21 protein-coding genes and 1 tRNA gene are annotated in these 19543 nt (G+C 72.9%); 12 read left to right on the top strand and 10 right to left on the bottom strand.

Annotated features, from left to right (window positions below):
* The first annotated feature begins 112 nt into the window (after positions 1-112).
* Entirely contained in the window at positions 113-661 is a 549-nt protein-coding gene (locus tag ACMXN5_RS15585) for a transglycosylase family protein (RefSeq protein WP_439675775.1), read from the top strand.
* 4 nt (positions 662-665) lie between these two features.
* Here ACMXN5_RS15585 and ACMXN5_RS15580 read toward each other — a convergent pair.
* Positions 666-737: transfer RNA gene (locus ACMXN5_RS15580), tRNA-Val, on the bottom strand.
* A 43-nt stretch (positions 738-780) separates the two neighbouring features.
* Positions 781-1128 (bottom strand): hypothetical protein, encoded by a 348-nt coding sequence (locus ACMXN5_RS15575; protein WP_439675774.1) that lies wholly within the window; start codon positions 1126-1128, stop codon positions 781-783.
* Between the two features lie 203 nt (positions 1129-1331).
* Here ACMXN5_RS15575 and ACMXN5_RS15570 point away from each other — a divergent pair, with 203 nt between their 5' ends.
* Positions 1332-2585 (top strand): metallophosphoesterase family protein, encoded by a 1254-nt coding sequence (locus tag ACMXN5_RS15570; protein ID WP_439675773.1) that lies wholly within the window; start codon positions 1332-1334, stop codon positions 2583-2585.
* Positions 2582-6079, top strand: coding sequence for an AAA family ATPase (locus ACMXN5_RS15565; protein WP_439675772.1), 3498 nt, complete (start codon positions 2582-2584; stop codon positions 6077-6079). The genes ACMXN5_RS15570 and ACMXN5_RS15565 overlap by 4 nt, the downstream gene beginning before the upstream one ends.
* Before the next feature lie 60 nt (positions 6080-6139).
* Here ACMXN5_RS15565 and ACMXN5_RS15560 read toward each other — a convergent pair whose 3' ends face one another.
* The gene (locus tag ACMXN5_RS15560) at positions 6140-6577 is read right to left on the bottom strand and encodes an ATP-binding protein (RefSeq protein WP_395800413.1); all 438 of its coding nucleotides are present in this window, start codon (positions 6575-6577) and stop codon (positions 6140-6142) included.
* Positions 6578-6779: 202 nt separating this feature from the next.
* Between ACMXN5_RS15560 and ACMXN5_RS15555 the strand changes: the two genes are divergently transcribed.
* The gene (locus ACMXN5_RS15555) at positions 6780-7064 is read left to right on the top strand and encodes a DUF397 domain-containing protein (RefSeq protein WP_439675771.1); all 285 of its coding nucleotides are present in this window, start codon (positions 6780-6782) and stop codon (positions 7062-7064) included.
* 12 nt (positions 7065-7076) lie between these two features.
* On the opposite strand, the gene ACMXN5_RS15550 is transcribed toward ACMXN5_RS15555, so the two are convergent.
* From ACMXN5_RS15550 to ACMXN5_RS15535, 4 genes are all read right to left on the bottom strand, one after another.
* Positions 7077-7649, bottom strand: coding sequence for a Dabb family protein (locus ACMXN5_RS15550; protein ID WP_439675770.1), 573 nt, complete (start codon positions 7647-7649; stop codon positions 7077-7079).
* Positions 7646-7948, bottom strand: a complete 303-nt coding sequence (locus ACMXN5_RS15545; protein ID WP_380003178.1) for an NIPSNAP family protein — start codon at positions 7946-7948, stop codon at positions 7646-7648. Before ACMXN5_RS15545 ends, ACMXN5_RS15550 begins: the two co-directional genes overlap by 4 nt.
* Positions 7949-7995: 47 nt before the next feature.
* Complete coding sequence (locus tag ACMXN5_RS15540) at positions 7996-8904, bottom strand: TIGR03619 family F420-dependent LLM class oxidoreductase (RefSeq protein WP_439675769.1); 909 nt, start codon at positions 8902-8904, stop codon at positions 7996-7998.
* A gap of 213 nt (positions 8905-9117) precedes the next feature.
* Positions 9118-9366: a hypothetical protein gene (locus tag ACMXN5_RS15535; RefSeq protein WP_439675768.1), complete on the bottom strand. Its 249-nt coding sequence runs from the start codon at positions 9364-9366 to the stop codon at positions 9118-9120.
* Positions 9367-9534: 168 nt separating this feature from the next.
* Between ACMXN5_RS15535 and ACMXN5_RS15530 the strand changes: the two genes are divergently transcribed.
* The 8 genes from ACMXN5_RS15530 (at position 9535) to ACMXN5_RS15495 (ending at position 17477) form a co-directional block, all read left to right on the top strand.
* The gene (locus ACMXN5_RS15530; protein WP_439678016.1) at positions 9535-10701 is read left to right on the top strand and encodes a glycosyltransferase; all 1167 of its coding nucleotides are present in this window, start codon (positions 9535-9537) and stop codon (positions 10699-10701) included.
* 87 nt (positions 10702-10788) lie between these two features.
* A complete protein-coding gene (locus ACMXN5_RS15525) occupies positions 10789-11466 on the top strand; it encodes a GntR family transcriptional regulator (RefSeq protein ID WP_439678015.1) in 678 nt (225 codons plus the stop codon).
* Positions 11467-11606: 140 nt separating this feature from the next.
* On the top strand, positions 11607-12731 hold the full coding sequence (locus ACMXN5_RS15520) for a TIGR03364 family FAD-dependent oxidoreductase (RefSeq protein ID WP_439675767.1): 1125 nt from the start codon (positions 11607-11609) through the stop codon (positions 12729-12731).
* 55 nt (positions 12732-12786) lie between these two features.
* Positions 12787-13464: a phosphonatase-like hydrolase gene (locus tag ACMXN5_RS15515; RefSeq protein WP_439675766.1), complete on the top strand. Its 678-nt coding sequence runs from the start codon at positions 12787-12789 to the stop codon at positions 13462-13464.
* A 27-nt stretch (positions 13465-13491) separates the two neighbouring features.
* The gene (locus ACMXN5_RS15510) at positions 13492-14580 is read left to right on the top strand and encodes a 2-aminoethylphosphonate ABC transporter substrate-binding protein (protein WP_439675765.1); all 1089 of its coding nucleotides are present in this window, start codon (positions 13492-13494) and stop codon (positions 14578-14580) included.
* 50 nt (positions 14581-14630) lie between these two features.
* Entirely contained in the window at positions 14631-15776 is a 1146-nt protein-coding gene (locus tag ACMXN5_RS15505; RefSeq protein WP_439675764.1) for an ABC transporter ATP-binding protein, read from the top strand.
* The gene (locus ACMXN5_RS15500) at positions 15773-16687 is read left to right on the top strand and encodes a 2-aminoethylphosphonate ABC transporter permease subunit (protein ID WP_439675763.1); all 915 of its coding nucleotides are present in this window, start codon (positions 15773-15775) and stop codon (positions 16685-16687) included. Before ACMXN5_RS15505 ends, ACMXN5_RS15500 begins: the two co-directional genes overlap by 4 nt.
* Entirely contained in the window at positions 16668-17477 is an 810-nt protein-coding gene (locus tag ACMXN5_RS15495; RefSeq protein WP_439675762.1) for an ABC transporter permease, read from the top strand. The genes ACMXN5_RS15500 and ACMXN5_RS15495 overlap by 20 nt, the downstream gene beginning before the upstream one ends.
* Before the next feature lie 15 nt (positions 17478-17492).
* Here the strand turns inward: ACMXN5_RS15495 and ACMXN5_RS15490 are convergent, their stop codons facing one another.
* The 3 genes from ACMXN5_RS15490 to ACMXN5_RS15480 all read right to left on the bottom strand — a co-directional run bounded on the left by ACMXN5_RS15490 (position 17493) and on the right by ACMXN5_RS15480 (position 19236).
* Complete coding sequence (locus tag ACMXN5_RS15490) at positions 17493-18362, bottom strand: spermidine synthase (protein ID WP_439675761.1); 870 nt, start codon at positions 18360-18362, stop codon at positions 17493-17495.
* 62 nt (positions 18363-18424) lie between these two features.
* Complete coding sequence (locus tag ACMXN5_RS15485) at positions 18425-18877, bottom strand: hypothetical protein (protein WP_439675760.1); 453 nt, start codon at positions 18875-18877, stop codon at positions 18425-18427.
* Between the two features lie 101 nt (positions 18878-18978).
* Positions 18979-19236, bottom strand: a complete 258-nt coding sequence (locus ACMXN5_RS15480) for a hypothetical protein (RefSeq protein ID WP_439675759.1) — start codon at positions 19234-19236, stop codon at positions 18979-18981.
* Positions 19237-19543: the final 307 nt, after the last annotated feature.

Raw genomic sequence — 19543 nt, 5'->3', positions numbered from 1 at the left:
GGACCGCCCGACCGCCCGGTGGGCTGCGGGCGTTGCGACAGCCGGGTGATTCCGCGGCCCGCCCCCGGTCGGGTCCCAGGATCGGCGCGCGGGCTGCCTACAGTCGGCTGACATGGCCAAGCTGATCATCCGATCGTCCGTGGTTGTCCTGCTCGCCGGTGTCCTGGGCGCCGGACTCGTCGTGGGGCGGGCCGCGCCCGCCGAGGCGGTCTCGGACGACGTCTGGGACCGGCTCGCCGAGTGCGAGAGCAGTGGGCGCTGGAGTCTCGACTCCGGCAACGGCTACTACGGCGGACTCCAGATCCTGCCGAGCACATGGGACGAGGCGGGCGGACAGGAGTACGCCGACCGGCCGGACCGGGCCACCCGCGAGGAACAGATCGCCGTCGCCGAGCAGATCCTGAGCATGCAGGGCTGGGAGGCCTGGCCGCAGTGCGCCCGGCAGATCGGCATGCTCGGCTCGCGGTACACGGTCAAGGCGGGCGACACGCTCTCCTCGATCGCGCGCGACCTCGGCGTGATCGGCGGCTGGCAGGCGCTCTACGCGGCGAACCTGGACGTGATCGGCCCGGATCCGGACCACCTGGTGCCGGGCACGGTCCTGAACGTGCCGAAGGCCGCTCGCAGGAGCGGCCCTCGATTGATCAGGATCACGAAGTGATCGGTGCTCACGACTGGGATCGAACCAGTGACTTCCTCGGTGTGAACGAGGCGCTCTCCCGCTGAGCTACGCGAGCGTGCGTAGTTGCGTGCCCATCTTAACCAGTAGTGGCGCCGGGGTTAACCGGCCCCGGGTGAGTGGGTCGCCCCCTCCCCGTGACGGGGCGGCCCACTCGTACTCACCGCCGAGTGGCGCAGACTCCAGGGTGCGACCTTCGGCGGGGTCGGTTCAACCGGTTTTCCCCGCCCGGTCCGGCCGCGCAGCGCCACCAGCAGACCGGACAGGCCGAACACCAGGGTGGTCAGCGGCGCCGGTTGCCGCAGCAGCCCGATCAGGTTCGGATTCGCCGGGAGCCCGGACCGATGGACCGCCGCCAGGCACAACACGGCGCCGGCCACCGCACAGAGCGCGCAGGTGACGAGCGGGGTCGAAATCGGGTGCCTGCGGTCGGTCTGTCGAGCTGTCACGGTGAACTCCCGGACGGGCTTGGCGCGTTTCCTCCAGCCTGGCCGGACGGCCGCCGCGCGACCAGGTAGGTGCCTGGCCGATCGGGGGTGGGGCCAGCCCCACCCCTGTGTCCACCCGTCGGGTCCCGACGAAACCGCCACCGTGTCGGTGCCGTGTGCCTATCCTGGCTGCCCGTGATCGCCGACCGGAGGCGCCCCGCTTCATGAAGCTGTTGCACGCCGCCGACCTGCACATCGACAGCCCGCTCCGCGGCCTCTCCGGCTACGAGGGCGCGCCCGCGGCACAGATCCGCGGCGCGGCGCGGCGGGCCGTGGTCAACCTCGTCGACCTGGCGCTCGCCGAGGCGGTCGACGCGGTGCTGCTCGCCGGCGACATCTACGACGGCGACTGGAAGGACTACCACACGGGGTTGTTCTTCGCCGTGCAGATGCGCCGCCTGGAGGAGGCGGGCATCCGCGTCCTGCTGGTCGCGGGCAACCACGACGCCGACAGCCGGATCACCCGGGAGCTGCGGCTGCCGGCCAACGTGCACCGCTTCTCCACCGCGCGACCCGAGACGGTCGCCTTCGAGGACCTGGGCCTGGCCGTGCACGGTCAGGGCTTCGCGGTGCGGGACGTGACCGACAACCTCGCGCTCGCCTATCCCGCGCCGCGCGGTGGGATGTTCAACGTCGGCCTGCTGCACACCGCGTTGACCGGCGCCGAGGGGCACGCCACCTACGCGCCGTGCAGCGTCGGCGACCTGGTCTCGCGCGGCTACGACTACTGGGCGCTCGGCCACGTGCACGCGCGCGAGGTGGTGCACGAGCGCGAGCCGTGGATCGTCTTCCCGGGCAACATCCAGGGCCGGCACGCGCGCGAGACCGGGCCCAAGGGCGCGACGCTGATCACCGTCGACGACCACGGCCGGGCCGCCGTCGAGCACCGCGACCTGGATGTGGTGCGCTGGGCCCGCCTCGACGTCGACGCCTCGACCGCCGGCGGTGTCGACGAAGTACTCGACCTGGTCCGGCGCGCCCTGGCCGAGCAGCGCGGCGCGGCCGGCGACCGCCTCCTCGCCGGCCGGGTGCGGATCACCGGCGCCACCGACGCGCACGAGGCGCTGTGGCGCGACGAGCGCCGATTCGTGTTCGAGACCCGGGCGCTGGCCGCCGAGTTCTCCGGGGTGTGGCTGGAGAAGATCCGCCTGGAGACTCGGCACGCCGACCTGGCCGACGCCGGGTTCGAGGTGCCGACGCTGGTGGAGGACCTGGCCCGGACGGCCAGGGCGCTGCGCGCCGACCCGACCGCGCTGGAGCAGCTGGTCCGGACCGTGCCCGGGATGCGCACGCTCGACCCGAAGGTCGCCGAGGAGGGCATAGCCCCCGCCGACGCGGCCTGGCGCGCCGACATCTTCGATCAGGCCGTGGAACTGCTCACGGCGCTGGTCACCGGGACCGACGGGGAGCACGCGTGAGGATCGACCGGCTCGACCTGATCGCGTTCGGCTGCTTCACCGACCGCCACATCGAACTCGGCGCCCCGGGCGTGCACGTGATCAGCGGTCCGAACGAGGCCGGCAAGTCCACCGTGCGGCACGCCCTGGACCAACTGCTCTACGGGATGGACCGACAGACCTCGTACGACTTCGTCCACGCGATGCGCGACCTCAAGCTCGGCGCGCTGGTGCGGGACGAGCACGGGCGGGTGCTCGACGTGGTGCGGCACAAGCGCGACCGGGACCCGCTCACCCGCGCCGACGGCTCGGTCCTGGCCGAGGCCGAGCTGACCCGGATGCTGGCGGGCGTGGGCCGCGACGACTTCCGCCAGGTGTTCGCGCTCGACCACGCCGGGCTGCGCGCGGGCGGGGCCGAACTGCTGCGCGGCGAGGGCGACGTGGGCCGGGCCCTGTTCGAATCGCGCTCCTCGGCCCGGCTCGGCGAGGTGCTGACCCGCCTCGAGGAACGTGCCGCGCAGTTGTACAAGATCCGCGGCAAGAACCAGCGGATCAACGCGGGACTGGTCGAACTCGGCCGGCTGCGCAAGCGGGTGCAGGACGACGGCCTGGCCCCCGCGGTCTTCGGCGAGGCGGTCAAGGAGAGCCGGCGCGCCGAGGAGGAACGCGACCGGCTGGGCCGCGACCGCAGCGACGCGCGGGTCCGGTTCGAACGCCTCGACCGGGTCCGCCAGGCGCTGCCGGTGCTGGCCAAGCGGGCCGAACTGGACGCCGCGCTGGCCGAGACGAGCGCGGGCGGGCCGCCGGTGGGCGCCGACGTGGCGGCGACACTGGCCGCGCTCGACGCGCGGGCCGCGGAGGCGGCGGCGGAACTGGCGCGGGTCGAACGCGACTCGAGCCGGGCCCGCGCCGAGTGGGCCGAACCGGGGGCGGATCGCGACCTGTTGGCGGCCGGCACCGCCGTGGACGCGCTGCACGCCGACGTCGCGGCGATCCGCGACGCGGTCGAACAGGCCGACTACGCCGACGCCGAGGCCACCGAGGCCCGGGGCATGGCCGCCGAACTGCTGGCCCGGGTGCGCCCGGACCGCGCCCTCGACGACCCGACCGCCTACGAGCTGCCCGCGGGCGTGGCCGCGCGGGTCACCGCGCTGCGCGACGACCTGACGGTGTGCGAGGCCCGACTCGCCGGCGCCGTCGAGCAGGTCGCGCACCGCCGGGCCCGGCTCGACGCGGCGCGCGCGGCCTGTGCGGCGATCCCCGAGCCCGCCGACCCGGCCGTGCTGCGCGCGCTGTTGCGGTCGGTGCCGGGCGATCCGGTCGAGGACGTCGCGCGCGACGAGCGTCGGCTGGCCGAACTCGACCACGAAGCGGCCGATCTGCGGGGCCGACACGGCCTCGTCGACCTGGACGTGCGCGCCGACGGGCACCCGGCGCGGCTGCGGCTGCCGGGGCGCGAGTGGGTCGCCGACCGGCTGGGCCGGCTGCTGCGGGTCCGGGCCGAGTTGGAGGAGACGGCGGCGGCCGAGCGGGCGCTGCTGGGCGAGCACGACCGGCGCCTTCGCGAACTGGCCGAGTCGTCCCTGGCCGACCCGCCGCCCACCCCCGACGACTGGACGGCGGCCCGGGTCGAGCGCGACCGGCTGTGGACGCTGATCTGCGCGAGCCCGCCGCTGACCGACGACCGGATCGACGCCTACGAGCGGGCCGTGGCCGCGGCGGACGAGATCGCCGAACACATCGCGCGACGGGCCGAGGAAGCGGTGCGGCGCGGCCGCCTGGAGGCCGACCTCGCCCACGACGAGCGCACGCTGGCCCGGCTGGCCGAGCAACGGGCGGCGGCGACCGAACGGGCGGCCGAGCTCGACGCGGACTGGGCCCGCGCATGGGCGGCCGGCGGCCTGCCCGCCCCCGACCCGCACGACGCCGTCGCCGTCCTGGACGCGATCGGCGAACTGGCCCGGGTCGAGGTCGAGGCGCGGGGCGTGCGCGATCGGCTGGCCGCCGGTCGGGCCCGGGTCGCCGCGCTGGTGGCCGATTTCCGCACCGCGCTGGCCGAGTCCGGCGCGCCCACCGGGACGAGCACGCTGCCCGCGTTGATCGCGCAGGCCGACGCGCGCCGCGACGCGCTGGCCGACGCGGTGCGCGAGCGGGAGGCGGCGGTCGCGGCGGTGCGCGAGGCCGAGGCCGAACTCGCCGAGGCGGTCGCCGAGTCGGAGCGGGCCGAGGGCGAGCGGGCGGCCTGGGAGCGGCGCCGGCACGAACTGGCGAGCGAGCTGGACCTGCCCGAGGGCGGCCCGGACACGATCGCCGCCGCGGTGGCCACGCTGGCCGAGGTGGCGGCGGCGGTCGGGCGGGCCGACGAGGCGGACCGACGGCGGATCCGCGCGGCCGACCGGGTGGCCGGATTCGGCGCCCGCGTGGCCGAGGCGTTCCTCGCGTGCGGGCGCCCGGCGCCGAGCGAGCCCACCGGCCGACCCCCCTTCGCGGCGGTCCTCGACCTGCACCGCGAGCTGACCGAGGCGCGCGGCGTGGAGGCGGCCCGCACCGGGCTCGCCGAGCGCATCGCGGATCTGGACCGGGCGTTGCGCGCCGGCCGCGACGCCGTGGCCCACATCGAGGCCGAACTCGCCGCGCTGGTCGCCGCGTCCGGTGCCGCCGACCTCGCCGACCTGCGCGCCGCGGTGGAGCGTTCGGCCCGGGTGCGCGACCTCGAAGCCGCGCTGGCCGAGCACCGCGCGCTGCTGTCGCCCGAGGTCGAAGAGGAGGCCGCGCGCTACACCCCCGACGAACTCGACGTGGAGATCGAGGACTCCGCACGCCGCGTCGAGGAGGCCGACGCCGCCTACGCGGAAGCCGGCGAGACGCTGGGCCGCCGCCGGCAGCGCATGCTCGACCTGGAGCGCGAGTCGGTGGCCGCCGCACGGGCGCAGGAGGAGGTGGCGGGCACGGTCGCCGCGATCGCCGAGGACACCGAGGAGTTCGTCCGGCTGCGGCTGGCCCGCGAGGTGCTGCTGCGATGCATGGAGGACTACCGCAAGGAGAACCAGGCCCCGGTCCTGGCCCGGGCGGAGGAGGTCTTCACCGCGCTCACCGGGGGTCGCTTCGACCGGCTCCTGGTGGAGACCGAGGGGCGCAAGGGCGCGCCGGTGTTGCGTGCGCGGCGCGCGGGCGCCGGGTCGGGGGCCGGCGTGCTCGGGGTGGACGAGATGAGCGAGGGCACCCGCGATCAGCTCTACCTGGCGCTGCGGCTGGCCTCGCTCGACGCCTACGCCGACGCAGGGCGGGCGATGCCGATCGTGCTCGACGACGTGGCGATGACCTTCGACGACGGCCGCACCCGGGCGATGCTCGCGGTGCTGGACGCGATGGCCGACCGGTTCCAGGTGGTGGTCTTCACCCACCACCCGCACCTGGGCCGGCTGGCCGTGGACACGCTCGCGCCGGGCCGGGCGCACGTGCACGAACTGCCGGTCCACGTCCCGCCGTCCCGGGCGGGCGTACCGGGGGAGTGACCCGGCGGCGCGGGCCGACGCGGGGGCCGGCGCGGGGGCCGATGCGGGACCGGCGGCGGGTCAGGCCGTCATCGCGAGCCGGAAACGCACACACTTGCCGCCGGGCTCGGGCACCGATTCCCAGCCGTCGGACAACGATTCGACCAGCATCAGGCCGCGGCCCGTGGTGTCGTCGTCGGCCGCCTCGATCACCTGGGGTGTGCGGGCGTCCGTGTCGTGCACCTCGATCCACACGCAGGCGGCGCCGTCGGGCGCGCGGTCTCGGCGGACCACGACGCTGAACGGGCGTCCGAGACCCGCGTGACGCACGGCGTTGGTCGCCAGTTCGGAGGCGAGAAGTACGGCGGTGTCGGACAAGGAGTCGAGATCCCAGACCCGCAACGCCACGCGGACATGCTCCCGCACGGCGGACACGCACGCGGGCATCGCCGGCAGCGTGATGGTCGGGCTGACCTCGTCCGCTTCGTCCGCCACTTCCGGATCGGCCAGGGTGGTCATGCAGCTACCTCCTGTTGCGTGGGCTGCGTTTGCCCCCGCAAGCGGCCCCGCCCCGTCCCGTCGCTTTAAGTGATCTTGTAAGCGCGTAAAGTGAGGGTGCTCGGTAGGATGCTCCACGAAACCCGGCGGTGCAACTCTCGCCGCCACTTCGGTGTCCGCGTGTACACGGTTCACCCGATCGGGCGATGTCCCTGACCCTCACATGGAGGTCGGCTCCCACCTGGGGAGGGGTTCGTGTCGCCCGGCGGCGGGACCTCGACAAGTCAGGGGTGACGGGCCGATGGCGACCTGGTCGCAGGAAACCTACGCACCGACGTGGCGACGGAGCTCCTACAGCAGCGTGCAGGGAAACTGCGTCGAAGTGGTGAATCGGCGGCCCAGCGAGGTGGCGGTGCGCGATTCCAAGCAACGGGCCTGCGCGGTCCTGCGGTTCACCGATCGTGAATGGACCCACCTGTTGGTTGCCCTTGTCGCACACCGGATTTGACGACCAGTCAGGTCACTCTCCGGGCAGATCGTCGGTGAGCACCGGGGATTCGCTCCAGCGGAAGACGTGAGCCAGTACGGGTTCCACGATCGCTCCGGGTATCTCGCCGTCGAACCAGCGATCCACATGCGCCCAGTGATACGGGTTCAGCAGGTATTCGCCGGTCAACCCCTCGATCGTGGCGTACTCCTGTTCCCACGCGTGGGTCCACGCGGTGCCGCCCCCGACCGGGTCCACCCGGGACAGCGCCCAGGAGCGGATGGTCCCGATGTGCTCCGGCATCGCGATCAGATCCGACTCGAACTCCGCGAGCACGCCGGCGGGAGTGCCCGCGCGCACGGTCAGCAGCAGGGTGCGTTTGATTCGCGGACCGGTCAGCGGCACGAAAGCGGCGCGCACCGGCCGCAGGGCGATCGCGTCGGCGGACGCGGGCAGTTCGGGCCGGGCGTCGGCGCGCAGATCCCACGACCAGCCGAGCCCGCCGACGCTGCCGGGCAGGTCCGGCCCCGCCGACAGATCCTCGGCCGCCGGTACCGAAGACCCGGGAGCGGGCGGTCCGTCCGCCCGGACCACCCACCGCCTCACGCGGACACCCCCGAGCCGCCCTCGGCCGGTTGCAGCGCCCGCCGCTGCCGCTCCAGCGCGTAACCGTCGGTGGCCGCCCAGAACGCCGCCACCTCCGGATCGGCCGCCGCGGCCCCGCGCATCGCGTAGAACGCGCGGATCCCCGGCAGGATCCACAGGATGTGCACGGTGGTCGCGTCCCGACCCGCGGGCGAGCGCCAGACCCGCTCCAGGCGCATCCCGCGCCGTTGCGCGCCCGGCAGATAACGATCATGGAACTGGCCCAGCCACCAGGCGACCTGATCGTTCGTCAGGGTCACGTGGTCGAGGATGCTCACGGTCTGTGGGACGGGCGTCGCGGGGGTGTTCACAGCTTGTCCGCGACGGTCTCGCGGTAGTGCGCGATCCGCTCGCGCAACACCCGCAGCCCCCGCGGCCCGGCCAGTTCGGCCGGATTGGGGGCGAACACCAGGCGGCTCGCGCCCGCGTCGGTGAACCGGCGCACCCAGTTCGGGTCGTACTGGAGGTCGCGATCGCACGAACCGGGCCACGCGGTGATCTCCACCGCGTCCGGAGCCCGACCGGCCGTGGCCATGCTCGCGCGCAGCAACTCGGCGCGCGCCTCGAACTCGTCGGGGGCGATCGTGTACGGGAACCAGCCGTCGCCGATCCGGCCCGCCCGGCGCACCGCCGGCTCGCTGTTGCCACCCAGCACCACCGGTACCGCGCCGCGTTCGGGGCGCGGCAGACAGTGCACCCGCTCGAACGTGGTGAACCTGCCGCGGAACGTGGCCGGCGCGTTGGACCACAGCGCGCGCATCGCGCCCACACACTCCTCGAGCCGGGCGCCGCGCTCGGAGTACGCCGCGCCGACCGCGGCGTACTCCTCCTTCTGCCAGCCGATGCCCAGGCCGAGCAACAACCGGCCGTCCGAGTGCCGATCGATGGTGGCGGCCCGCTTGGCCAGCACTACCGGGCTGTGCAGCGGCGCGACCACCATCGCGGTGCCGAAGCGCAGGGTGCGCGTGGCGCCCGCGAGGAAGGCGATGGTCTCCAGCGGGTCGGGCATCGGCACCACACCCGCCGCGCTGGGGGTGCGACCGGAATCCGAATACGGGTACAGGGGCTCGTAGTCCTCGGCGACCACGACGTGTTCGACGGTCCACACGGACTCCACGCCGCACTCTTCCAGCGTGCCCGCGAAGTCGCGCAGGAAGCCGCCGGAGGTGATCAGACCGTCCGCGAAGGGCGCCATCACGCCCAGCTTGATCGTCATTCTGACGCCCTTTCAGATCCCGTGCCCGCACCCTGCCCCGGCGGGCGTGCGAGCGCAAGACCCGACCGACGGTGTCGTTGGACACGCGGCCGAGGGGTCGTCCGGGCGGTATGTGCGCGGCCCGCCGCACCGCGCGCGCCCGCCGTCGGGGTGCGGGCGCACGCGGTGACCGCGGGCGGGCCGGCCGGAGCCGGGGGACGGGCGGGAGGCGACCTACGAAAGCTCGACCAGCTCGTCGTGGCGGTACAGCGGGCGCAGGCCGTCCGCGAAACGCACCGAATACCACTGATACGGGGACAGCGGCGGCCGGTGCGCGTCCGCGAACACCTCGCAGACCTCGCCGATGTGCCCGGTGCTCAGGCCCACCTGCACCCGTACCCGGGTGCCGACCTCGAATCCCTGCCAACGGGTCGCCCCGCCTCCGTGAATCTGCTCCCGATCTTTCGTCGTCGCGTCGCCCATGACGGGCACCGCCCTTCTGCCGATGGGTAGTTCCTCGACTGTCGAGACAGCTCCCCTACCCGATATCGGCCCCGGCGCTCGCCCGCTTGACCGGAGCACTCCGTTCGCGCGCGGACTTCACCCGGAAGGAGCGTCCGGGTGGCGCGACGGAGCCGGCAGGCTTCCGATGTGGACGTCTTGTTGTGGATCACCGCGGTTTCCGGTCTCGCCTGGGTCTATCTGACGCTGTTTCACGGCTGGTTCTGGCGCACCGACGTGCGCCTGGCGCGGCCCGCCGTGCCACCCTCGGGCAGCGCCTCGGTGGCGGTGATCGTGCCCGCGCGCGACGAGGCCGCGGTGCTCGGGGAGAGCCTGCCCACGCTGCTCGCGCAGGACTTCCCCGGCCGGGCGCGGGTGGTGCTGGTCGACGACGGCAGTACCGACACGACCGCCGAGGCGGCCCGCCGGCTGGGGGCCGATGCCCGGGTGCCGCTGACCGTGACCTCGCCCGGGGAGCCGCCCTCGGGCTGGACCGGCAAGTTGTGGGCGCTGCGGCACGGCGTGGAGTCGGTCGGCGAGGTGGACTGGATCCTGTTCACCGACGCGGACATCGCGCACGCGCCCGATTCGCTGGCCCGGCTGGTCGGCGAGGCCGAGCGGGACCGGCTCGACCTGCTGTCGGTGATGGCCCGGCTGCGTACCCACACCCGGTGGGAGAAGTTGATCGTGCCGGCCTTCGTGTACTTCTTCGGAAAGCTCTTCCCGTTCCGCCGGGTGAACCGGCCGACCTCCCGGGTGGCCGCCGCCGCCGGGGGATGTGTGCTGGTGCGGCGCACCTCGCTGGAGCGGGCCGGCGGCGTGGCGGCGATCCGGGACGCGGTGATCGACGACGTGTCCCTCGGCACGGCGCTCAAGCGCTCCGGCGGCCGGATCCGGCTGGTACTCGCGGACGGCCCGGCGCGGCACGTGGACAGCGTGCGGCCCTATCCGGGGCTGGCCGACCTGTGGAACATGGTCGCGCGCAGCGCGTTCGCCCAGCTCCGGCACTCGTGGCTGCTGCTCGCCGGCACCGTGGTGGGTCTGGCGCTGGTCTATCTGGCCGCGCCGGTCGCGCTGGTCGCCGGGCTCCTCGGCGGCGATGTGCCGCTCGCGCTGCTCGGGCTTGCGGTGTGGGCGCTGATGAGCGCGACCTATGTGCCGATGGTGCGCTATTACGGACGGCCCGCGGCGGAGGCGGTGTTGTTGCCGGCGGCGGCCACGCTCTACCTGGGGATGACCGTGCACTCGGCGGTGCGGCACGCGCGTGGGCGCGGTGCGGCGTGGAAGGGTCGAACGTACCCGGCGCCGGCCGAATAGGCTCCCTTCGTGCCCAGACCGGACTCCACAGCCCGTCCCTATCGCGACGGCGTTCCCGAACACGGCCGCGTGCCCAAGTCGCACACGGTGAAGATGCGCCTGCTCCAACTCATGGACGAGTTGGGCGAGGACGCCCTGCTGCCCTCCGAACGCGAACTCGCCGCCGACTACGGCGTCGCCCGCTCCACGCTGCGTGCCGCGATCGGCGAGTTGGTGATGGAGGGCCGACTGCGCTCGGCGCGAGGGCGCGGCACCTACGTCGCGCCGCCGAAGCTGATGCAGCCGGTGAGCATGGGCAGCTACACCGAGGCGGTGCGCTCGATGGGGCTGACCCCCAGCCGACGTGTGGTCACCCTCGAACACCACGTCGCCAAGCCCGACCTGGCCGAACGGCTGCGGATCCGGGCCGGCGACCTGACCGTGCACGTGGAGCGGGTGCTGCTCGCCGACGACGAGCCGATCGGCCTGGAGAGCACCTACCTGCCGCTGGACCGGTTCCCCACGATCCTGGACGTGCTGCGCCCGGAGGGGTCGTTGTACAAGTGCCTGCAGGACGACCTGGGCGTGGTCTTCGCGGAGATGCACGAGACGGTGGAGACCGTCTTGGCCGCACCGCGCGAGGCGCTGCTCCTGGAGACCAACCCGGCGCTGCCGATGTTGCTGGTCATGCGCACCTCCTACGACCCGCAGGGGGTGCCCATCGAGCGGGTGCGGGCGCTGTTTCGTGGTGATCGGATGGGATTCGCGACACGCATGCGGGCCTGACCGGCCGCCTTTGATAACGACAAGGTAACAGGTTCGGACCTTAACGGACTGTTCATCCGGACGACATACCGCCTCCGTGTGCTCGGCATCGACCACTCCCAAGCTGGTCGCATTCGCCCCCGAGAACGCGGAGGAAGCCGGTGCGAGTCATTGTCGTCGGAGGTGGCGTGCTGGGCACCATGCACGCCTGGCAGGCCATCGAGCGAGGCCACGAGGTCGTGCACATCGAGCGCGAGCGCGAGGCGCGCGGTGCGTCGGTGCGCAACTTCGGCCTGGTGTGGATCGGTGGCCGCGCCGGCGGCGACGAACTCGACACCGCGCTGCGGGCTCGCGAGATGTGGGAGCGCGTCGGCGCCGACGTTCCCGGCATCGGCTTTCGCCCCAACGGCTCGCTCACCGTGTGCCGCGGCGCCGAGGAGGTCGCGGTCGCCGAGGCGGCGCTCGCCCTGCCGGACGCCGCCGAACGCGGGCTGAAGCTGCTCACCCCGGAGGAGGCGCGCGGCCACAACCCGGCCCTGCGCGGTGCCTTCGACGCCGCGCTGTGGTGCGAGCGCGACGGCGCGGTCGAGTCCCGCGTCGCGCTGCCCGCGCTGCGCGGCCGGATGGCCGAATCCGGCCGGTACACCTGGCTGCCCGGCCGTGAGGTGCGCGACCTGCTCCCCGCCGGCACCGGGATCCGCGACGACCACGGGCAGACGCACGAGGGCGACGTGGTGGTGCTGTGCACCGGCGCGTGGCTGAGCGGCCTGGTCCGCGAGCTGGCCCCGGAACTGCCGGTGCGCCGGGTGCGCCTGCAGATGATGCAGACCGACCCGCTCGACGAGGCGCTGACCACCTCGGTCGCCGACGGCGACAGCTTCCGCTACTACCCGGCCTACGCCGGCACCGCCCTCGAGGCGCTGCGCGCCGCCCGCCCGCAGGCGCCGGTGCCCACCGAGCACCGCATGCAGCTGCTGATGGTCCAGCGCCTCGACGGCGGGCTGACCATCGGCGACACCCACGAGTACGACGAGCCGTTCACCTTCGACGTCGACTCCGCGCCCTACACGCACCTGGTCGAGGTGGCCGAGGCCCTGCTCGGCCGACCGCTGCCGGCCGTGCGCCGCCGCTGGGCCGGGGTGTACGCGCAAACCGTCGACACCACCCGTGTCGTGCACCGCGAACAGGTCGCCCCCGGCACCTGGCTGGTGACCGGCCCCGGCGGGCGCGGGATGACCTGCTCGCCCGCGATCGCGGAACGCACCGCCGACACCGTCGGCCTGTGACCCGGCCGCCCCTTCCCGCCCCACTCGTCGTCCAAAGCCCCCCGGAGCACCACTCATGACGAACTATCAGCTCGCCGTCCTGGACATGGCCGGCACCACCGTCGCGGACGACGGCCTCGTGGTCGAGGCGTTCACCCGGGCGATCGGCGCGGTCGGCGTCGAGCCCGGCACGGCCGACTTCGAGCGCAAGCTCGGCTACGTCCACGACACCATGGGCGAAAGCAAGATCACCGTCTTCCGGGCCCTGCTCGACGGCGACGAGGAGCGCGCCCGGGCGGCCAACCTCGCATTCGAGGGCGCCTACGCCGACCTGGTCGCCGAGGGCCGCTGCGCGCCGATCGAGGGCGCCGAGGACACCATCCGCGCCCTGCGCGCGGCCGGCGTCAAGGTCGCGCTGACCACGGGCTTCGGCCGCCCCACCCAGGACGCGATCCTGGCCGCGCTCGGCTGGGCCGACCTCGCCGACCTCACCCTGTGCCCGGCCGAGGCCGGCCGCGGGCGACCCCACCCCGACATGGTGCTCACCGCGGTGCTGCGCCTGGGCGTGGACGACCTGCGCGCGGTCGCCGTGGTCGGCGATACCGCGTTCGACGTACTCACCGGACTGCGCTCCGGTGCCTCCATCGCCGCCGGCGTGCTCACCGGCGCACACGACCGCGCCGCGCTCGAAGCGGCCGGCGCCACCCACGTACTCGGCTCCATCCGCGATCTTCCCGCCCTGCTCCAGGGCTGATTCGACGTCTCGAAAGGGCGATTCCCCATGCGACGCATCCTCGGCCTCACCGCCGCCGCCACCGTGGTCGTGCTCGGCGCGAGCGCCTGCGGCGGGACCGGCGGGAGCGGCTCGGACGACACCAAGCCGGCCGCCAACGCCGCCCCCGGCGGCGCGCCCGCCAAGGGCTCCGGCAGCGTCACCGTCTACTCGGTGGACGGCCTCGCCGACTGGTACACCAAGCGTTTCGCGGACTTCGAGAAGAAGACCGGGGTCAAGGTCAACCTGGTCGAGTCCGGCTCCGGCGAGGTGGTCACGCGGATGGAGAAGGAGAAGGGCAACCCGCAGGCCGACGTGGCGATCACGCTGCCGCCGTTCATCCAGCGCGCCGCCCAGGCCAACCTGCTCACCGCCTACACCCCGGCCGGCTCCGACAAGGTGCCGGCCACCGGCAAGGACGCCCAGGGCCGGTTCACCGCCGTGGTGAACAACTACGCCTCCTGGATCTACAACCCGGACACCGCCAAGCCCGCGCCGACCAAGTGGGCGGAGCTGACCGACGGCCGGTTCAAGTCCAAGCTCCAGTACTCCACGCCCGGCCAGGCCGGCGACGGCACCGCCGTACTGATCCAGCTCCAGCACCTGTACGGCAAGCAGGGCGCGCTCGACTACCTCAAGCGGCTCGAATCCAACAACGTCGGCCCGTCCTCGTCCACCGGCAAGCTCCAGCCCAAGGTCGGCAAGGGCGAACTCAGCGTGGCCAACGGCGACTTGCAGATGAACCTGGCGTCGATCCACAACGACAAGTCCAACTTCAGGGTCTGGTTCCCGGCCGACGACGCGGGCAAGCCCTCGACGTTCGCGCTGCCCTACTTCATGAGCCTGTCCTCGGGCGCCCCGCACGCCGACAACGGCCGCAAGCTGATGGACTACCTGCTCTCCACCGAGGCGCAGACCTCGGTCTCCGCCGACGCGCTCGGCCTCCCGGTCCGCGAGGACGTCAAGCCGACCGACGCGAACGCCGCCGAGATCACCAAGGCCCTGGAGGGCGTGGAGATCTGGGCGCCGGAGTGGGACACCGTCCTCAAGGACCTGGACGCCGACCTGGCCGCCTACAACAAGGCCGTCGGTCGCTGAACCGCCGGCGCACACGTCCGGAATCAACCGCGGACAGGGAGGGAACCCGCATGACCGCACCAGCCATCGAGCGCACCGCGTCCCCCGTCGCGAGTGCCGCGCCGACCGAATCGGCGATCGGCATCCAGGATCTGACGGTCCGTTACGGATCCGTCACGGCCCTGGAGGGGCTGAGCCTGGAGGTCGCCCGAGGCGAGACGGTGGCCCTGCTCGGGCCGTCGGGCTCGGGCAAGTCCACCGCGCTCAAGGCGGTCGCGGGTTTCCTCCGGCCCGCCTCGGGCCGGATCACCCTGGCCGGCCGCGACGTCACGTACGAGCCGCCGAACAAACGCGGCATCGGCGTCGTGGTGCAGAACTACGCGCTGTTCCCGCACATGCGCGTCGCCGACAACGTGGCGTTCGGGCTCAGGGCCCGCCGGGTCTCGCGCGCCGAGGTGGGCCGCCGGGTCACCGAGGCGCTGGACATGGTGGGGATGGCCGGCTACGCCCGGCGCTATCCCCGCGAGTTGTCCGGCGGGCAGCAGCAACGGGTGGCGATCGCACGGGCGTTGGCCATCCGGCCGCCCGTACTGCTGCTCGACGAGCCGCTGTCCGCGCTCGACGCCACGCTGCGCGCCGACCTGCTCGGCGAACTGCAGCGGCTGCGCGGCGAGTTGCCCGACGTGGCGATCATGTACGTGACGCACGACCAGACCGAGGCGCTGGCGCTCGCCGACCGGATCGCGGTGATGCGGGACGCGCGCCTGGTCGACCTCGACGCGACGGATCGGCTGTACCGCCGGCCGCCGAGCGAGTTCACCGCGTCCTTCCTGGGCGCGGCCAACCTGCTCGACGCGCGGGTGCTGGCGGATTGCACGGCCGGGGACGACGCGGTGCGGGTGGCGGTGGGCGGGCTGACCGTCGCGGCCGACCCGACCGGGGCGTTCGCCGAGGGCGCGCGGGCGCTGCTCGTGGCCCGCCCGCACACCCTGGGGGTGACCGAGGCCGACCGGGCGGACACGCTGCCCGCGCGACTTGTCGCGACCCAGTGGCGCGGCGCCGACTACCGGCTGACCTGCGTGTTGGAAGGCGACGCCGAGCGGGAGATCCGGATCGACGTCACCGACCTGGCCGCGGTGCCCGCGCTCGGCGAGCGGTTGGGCGTCGCGCTGCCCGCCGAGCCGTGCGTGCTGGTCCCGGCGGGAGCGGGCGGATGACCGCGACGCTGACCGAGCCGCCGATCGCGACGAAGCCGGCCCCGGCCCCGGTCCGCGAGCGGCGGGGCCGCGGTGGTGCGACTCGCGCGTTGTGGGTGCTCCCGCCGCTCGTGCTCGCCGCCGGGTTCTTCCTCTATCCGCTCGCGCTCGTGGTCAAGCAGTCCTTCGTCGACAAGAACGAGAACGTCGGCCTCGACGTGTGGCGCGACGTACTGAACTCACCCTCGTTCGGCGACGCGCTGTGGAACACGGTCAAGATCGCCGTGTTGTCCACGCTCGGCTGCCTGGTGGTGGGCTTCTTCCTGGCCCTGGTGTTGTCCTTCGTACCCTTTCCCGGCTCGCGCGCGGTGAGCAGGATCGTGGATACCGTGCTGGCCTTCCCGTCCTTCCTGATCGCGCTGGCCTTCACCTTCCTGTACGGCACGGCGGGCGTGGTCAACGCGGCGGCGGACAAGCTCGGCCTGGGCGAGCCACTGGTCGGCTTCCTGTACTCGCCGTGGTGCGTGGTGCTGGCCGAGATCACCTTCTACACCCCGTTCGTGATGCGCCCGCTGCTCGCGGCCTTCGCGCTGGTGCCCCGGGAGCGCCTCGACGTCGCGGCCTCGCTCGGCGCGGGCCCGCTGCGGGTGATCCGGCAGGTGCTGCTGCCCGAGGCCTGGCCCGCGCTCGCGGCCGGCGGCAGCCTGACCCTGCTGCTCACCCTCAACGAGTTCGGGATCGTGCTGTTCATCGGTGCCAAGGACGTCACCACGCTGCCGATGCTGGTGCACGCCAAGGGCGCGGTCACCTTCGACTACCCGGGCGCGTGTGTGGTCGCGGTGGTCGAGGTCGCGCTGTCGTTGACGCTCTACACCGTGTACCGATTCGTCTTCTCCCGGACAGGAGCCGGCCGTGCTGGTCTGGTCGCGTAGCGGACGCGCCCTCGTCTGGGCGCTGTTCGCACTCGTCTTCGCCCCCCTCGTGCTCGCCCCGCTGGCGATCCTGGGCATCGCCGCCTTCGCCGGCGACTGGAACAGCGTGCTGCCGGCGTCCTGGACGAGCGAGAACATCCGCGAGGCCACCGCGGGCACCAACTACGACAGCCTCGTGGTGAGCATCGAGACCGCGCTCGGCGCCTCGCTGATCGCGATCGTGGTCGGCACGTGGGCGGCGATCGCCGCGCGCGGTGCGCCGCGCTTCATACGCCGGCTCACCGACGCGGTGTTCCACCTGCCGGTCGCGGTGCCCTCGGTGGTGGTGGGCCTCGGCATGCTGGTGGCCTTCAGCGACGGTCCGATCCTGCTCAACGGCACGAAGTGGATCGTCATCGCGGCGCACGCGGTGCTCGTGGTGACCTTCGCCTACTCGACGGTGTCGGCGGGCCTGGACCGTACCGACGCGGCCTTCGCCGAGGTCGCCGCGTCGCTCGGGGCGAGTCCGGCCCGGGTGCTGCTGCGGGTGCGACTGCCGATGTTGCTGCCCTCGATCACCGCGGCGGCCAGCCTGGCGATCGCCCTGTCCATGGGCGAGGTGGGCGCGACGATCATGGTCTACCCGGCCGAGTGGCGCACCCTGCCGGTGTCGATCTTCACCCTCACCGACCGGGGCAAGGTGCTCCTCGGCTCCGCGGTCACCGTCGTGCTGCTGGTCGCGACCCTGGTCGTGCTCATGGTCGTCGGCCTGTTGAAGGGCCGGGTGGAGGAGCGCCGGCGGCGACGGTAGGGGCCGGCCCGCCGCTCAGTTCTTGCCGAACGTACGCGCGGGCGGGGCCGGCGACGCGACCGCCCTGGTGTCGTGGACCACGGCGGCGCCGCCGGTGAAGTCGGACAGCGCCGGACCGTGCTCGACCCGGCCGGGAAACGGATCGGCGGCGGTACGCCGGGCCAACTCGGCGATCGGCAGTTCGCCGTGCGAGGCGACCAGCACGACATTGCCGAACCGCCGCCCGCGCAACACCGCCGGATCGGCGACGAGCAGCAGGTTCGGGAAGACCGACCGGATCGTGGCCACCTGCGTGCGAACGAAGGAAAGCGGCCCGCCGTCGGCCAGATTCACCGCGTACACCCCGCCGGGGGCCAACGTCCGGGCCACCTCGCCGACGAACTCGGCCGAGGTCAGATGCGCGGGCACGCGCGAGTCGGCGAACACGTCCACCACGGCCAGGTCGAACGCGGCGTCCGGCGCCCGGGCGGTCACCTCGCGGGCGTCACCGGTGCGCACCCGGATCTGCCAGGTGCGATCCCACGGCAACGCGCGCCGGACGAACTCGACGAGCTCCCCGTCCAACTCCACCACCTGCTGCCGCGAACGCGGCCGGGTGGCGGCCACGTAGCGGGGCAGGGTCAGCCCGCCGCCGCCGAGGTGCAGGACCCGCAGCGGTTTGCCGGCGTCCGCGATCAGGTCGACCAGGTGGCCGAGCCGGCGGACGTATTCGAACTCCAGCCAGGTCGGGTCGTCCAGATCCACGTGCGACTGCGGCGAACCGTGCAGCCGCAGCGTCCAGGCCCCGGCCCGATCCGGATCGGGTTCGAGCTCCACACTGCCGGACGCCACCTCGGCCCGGACCGGCTCGGGGGCGCGACCGCGTCGACGCTGCTTGTCTGCCATCGGTCCAGTATCGAGCCGCCACGTGCCCCGGTCCCGTGGCAGGTCGGCCTACGTTCGCAGGTCTAAACGTTACCGATGAGCTTCAGTCGCGGGCTCTCCGCGGGCGGCAGGGCCTGCCACGAACAGCTCTCCGCGGCGAAGAAGCACTGCGACCGACCGACGACGTCGCCCGCGTCGACCGGCTCGTAGGCTCCGGGCCCGTCGACCGGATCGAAGTCCAGATAGAACAGATCGCCGTACGTCTCGTCGGTGAATCGCGAGAGCACCGGGTCGAAATAGAGCATTCCGGAGAAACCCTTGCCGTGTTCGACCCGGTAGTCCCGAAGTCCCGTAAGAGTGAACTCCACGGGAATCCACGGCCAGCCGTGTTCCCGGTCTCGGGCATCGACCAGGATGCGGGCGGTGGCGCCGTTCGGACTGAACGGATCCTCGATGTGGACACGGGTGACACACCCGTTCCCGAAGTCGAACAAGCCCAGGAGGTCACCCAGGCTGTCCGGGGTGAGCAGCGACATGGGGCCCTCCGGTCGGTGGCGGTGCGGTTCGGTTCTCGCACCCATCATCGCGAGTGCCGCGCCGCCACCGTACGGAAGTATCGGGCCGATCGTGTCGGCGCTCAGACCCGGTGGGCCAGGCGCTCCAGCAGAGCGGCGACTCCGAGGTACACGAGAACGGCGAGACCGCAGTTCACCGTGACCCGGACCTTGGGGTTGTCGGGGGTGAAGAAGTCCTTCGCCCAGCGGGTGAGCCAGTCCGACCAGTCGGCGATCGTGTCCACCGCGTCGTTGGCGGGATTGGCCTCGAAGACGAACAGAACGATGTGCAGGACGATGATGACCACGATCACTGTGACCACGGCGCGTATGACGGTCACGATCGGGTTCGCTCGTCGTGCTCGGGAGGTCACCATGCCGGGAGTCTGCTCGCGTTCGAACACCCGAAACGGAGCCTGTGCGCGCCGGTTTGCGGTCGGGACCGGGCACAGGTAGGGTCCTCCAAGTTGCCCGACAGGGAGACCTGAGACAGACACGAGCCTAGGTGCTTGCGCTGGCTGGTCCCGGGGCGGCGAATCCGATCATTCGAACGAAGTGTGCTGCGCCCTGCGCATCACACGCGTAGTTCTGTGCTCGGGTGTCCCCGCAGATTGCCGGAACGCGAATTGCCACCGATTAGACGGTGGG

Origin of the sequence: Embleya australiensis (genome assembly GCF_051903075.1) — a bacterium.
GTDB lineage: Bacteria > Actinomycetota > Actinomycetes > Streptomycetales > Streptomycetaceae > Embleya.
This window is presented reverse-complemented; position numbering and strand designations above follow the sequence as displayed.